Origin of the sequence: Arthrobacter sp. UYCu512, from assembly GCF_040547075.1 — a bacterium.
Taxonomy (GTDB): Bacteria; Actinomycetota; Actinomycetes; order Actinomycetales; family Micrococcaceae; genus Arthrobacter.
Genome location: NZ_JBEPPA010000045.1, coordinates 1 through 2,793, shown reverse-complemented (window position 1 = coordinate 2,793; position 2,793 = coordinate 1). Strand labels below are relative to the sequence as shown.

Sequence of the window (2,793 nt, the reverse complement as noted above, 5' to 3'; positions counted from 1 at the left end):
ACCCGGGAGGGTGTGGGAGAGTAGGTCACCGCCGGAACATCATTACACGGTCGAGGACCCCCAACCACGTTGGGGGTCCTCCCGCATTTAACACCAAACCCAAAAACACCCCCACCGGAAACCCCACCCGGCTCAGCCGGGAAACCGCCGCCCATCAATCCACGCCAAGAGCTCGACGGCCAGCCCGCCGCCAACCGCGGCTATGACGGCTGCCCACAACATGTCGGCCGGAGGCAAGGCCAGGTGGAAGAAGTCCTGGGCCAGTGGCACGTTGAGCAGGAGCACTAGGCCGGCACACATCCCCAGTAGCACTGCCAGCTTCCTGGCATCGAGCGGGCGGGAGACCACCGCGAGAATCCACAACCCGATCACCGCGAGGGTAAGGACCGACGCCGACTGCAGCGACTCCGGAGCGGCCCCGGCAGCCCCGAGGGAACCCGCGTACAGGTTCAAGCCCAGCAGCGAGGCGGCGACGACGAGTCCGGCGGGGATGGAGAACGACAAAGACCTTCGAAGGAACCCCGGCCGGTAGCGGCGGCGATTGGCCATCAGCGCTAGAAAGAATGAGGGGATCCCGATCGTGAGGCCGTCGGTGAAAGACAATTGTCGCGGCAGGAAGGGAAACTGCAGATTAAGGAGGCCGAAGCCGACCGCGATCGCGATCGAATAGGCCGTCTTGCTGAGGAACAACTTCGACACACGCTCAACGTTGGCGATCACCCGGCGGCCCTCGGCCACCACACCGGGCAGCCGGTCGAAGCGTCCGTCCAGCAGCACCAGCCGGGCCACGGCCTTTGTGGCAGGCGCGGCGGAGTTCATTGCTATGCCAAGGTCTGCCTCTTTTAGCGCCAGCACGTCGTTGACACCGTCGCCGGTCATCGCGACTGTATGGCCGCGGCGCTGAAGTGCTGCCACCATATCCTTTTTCTGCTTTGGACTGACCCGGCCGAAGACGTTATTGCCCTCCATGACCTCTTCCAGCAGCGCCGGGTGGTCGGGGAGCTGCCGGGCATCGTAGCCCTCCCCGACGTCCAGGCCCACGGAGCGCGCAATCGCAGCGACCGTCCGGGGATCGTCCCCCGAGATGATCTTCAGTTCAACACCCTCGTTGCGGAAGTAGTCCAGCGTCTGTCGGGCATCGGCGCGGATCTGTTCTCGAAACGTGAGCACAACGACGGGTTTCACCCGTGCCGGCAGTGTTGCGTCCTTGGCAGTCATGGCGGTGCCGTCCGCGTAAGCCAGGACGACGGTCCGCAACCCGGAAGCGGCGAGCCGTCCGGCCTTGCCCAGGGCGTCCTCGGTCGACGGCGCCGCGCTGCCGCCGCCGGAGCTGTCGGCCAGCACAATTTCCGGGGCGCCCAGGATCCAGGAGCACGGGCTTGTCCCTCCGCCGTCGAACGTCACGGAACTCCACTTCCGTGCGGAAGAGAACGGGACCGACGAGACCGCCGGCGTTCCGCCGTTGTGCTCAAAATCCGACTCCAGGCAGCGCGACGTCGCGTTTGCCTCCGGATCCGCAGCGAACCAGCCCAGGGCGTGCTCCCACCCGGGTTCAGCGGATCCGGCCAGCTCGTGAACGCCGTCGAAGATGATGCTGCCTTCGGTGAGTGTCCCGGTCTTGTCCAGGCAGAGGACATCAACGCGCGCCAGGCCCTCGACCGCGGCCAGTTCCTGGATAAGAACCTTGTTGCCCGCCATCCGGACGCCGCCGACGGCGAAAGCAACGCTCGATAGCAGCACCAGTCCCAGCGGAACCATGGCGATGACGCTTGCAATCACCCCCACCAGGGCGGAGGTCCAGGCCCCACTGGCGATGGCGGCTTCCCAGCCGCCCCTCGACTGCATTTCACCGTTGGCAACGATGAGGGCAACCGGCAGCAGCGCCCAGGTCAGCCAGCGCAGGATCCGGTTGAGGCTGTTGCGGATCTCAGAGTTGACCAGCGAGAACCGCTTCGCATCGGCGGCGAGCCTGCTGGAAAAGGACTCAGCGCCCACCCGGACCACCCGCGCCGTACCGCGTCCGGCGACAATGATCGAGCCGGAGAGTACTTCAGTCCCCGCGTCCTTGTCCACGGGGTCCGACTCCCCGGTGAGGAGGGATTCATCGGACTCCAGCCCCCCGCTCTCAAGGACTGACGCATCGGCTGTGACCTGGTCGCCGGCCCGCAGGACCAGGACATCGTCAAGTACGACGTCGGCAGTCGGGATCTCCTGCACCGTACCGTCGCGCAGTACCCGGGCCAGGGGGGCCTCGAGGACGGCAAGGCGGTCCAGGGACCGTTTGGCGCGATACTCCTGCACAACACCGATGACGGCGTTGCCGGCAGCAGCCAGCCCAAAAAGAGCGTCCTGCCAGCTCCCCAGCAGGAGCAGGAGAATAAAGCTTGTGCCCACGATCGCATTGAAAAGGGTCAGCACGTTTGCGCGGACGATTTCCCAGAGGCTGCGGCTGGTTGCGTCCGGCAGACGGTTGTCGAGGCCGCTGCTCATCCGGGAGGCTACGTCGCCACGGGAGAGGCCACTGGCGGCCGGTCCGGACACACGACGATGGAGCATGCCTGGTCCTTGGCGCCGGTGTTCTGCCATCATCTCCTGATCGTAACTGCAGGTGCCCCGGTTTGAGGTGACGGAGCACACAGGTAGCGGGTTTGGCCGAGGTGGGCTGTTGGCCCCTGGCGGGGCGTCTGTTTTTGGTGTGGTGGCGGGGTTTTTGGGGGTGTGGGGGTGGTGTGGGGGGTGGATTTGTGTGGGGGTCTGGTGGCGTGTAGAGTAATTCGAGTCGCCGCCGCTGTT

1 protein-coding gene is annotated in these 2,793 nt (G+C 65.7%); it reads right to left on the bottom strand.

Going from position 1 to position 2,793, the window contains the following annotated elements:
* Positions 1 to 132: 132 nt before the first annotated feature.
* Entirely contained in the window at positions 133 to 2,556 is a 2,424-nt protein-coding gene (locus tag ABIB49_RS19155; RefSeq protein WP_282361122.1) for an HAD-IC family P-type ATPase, read from the bottom strand.
* Positions 2,557 to 2,793: the final 237 nt, after the last annotated feature.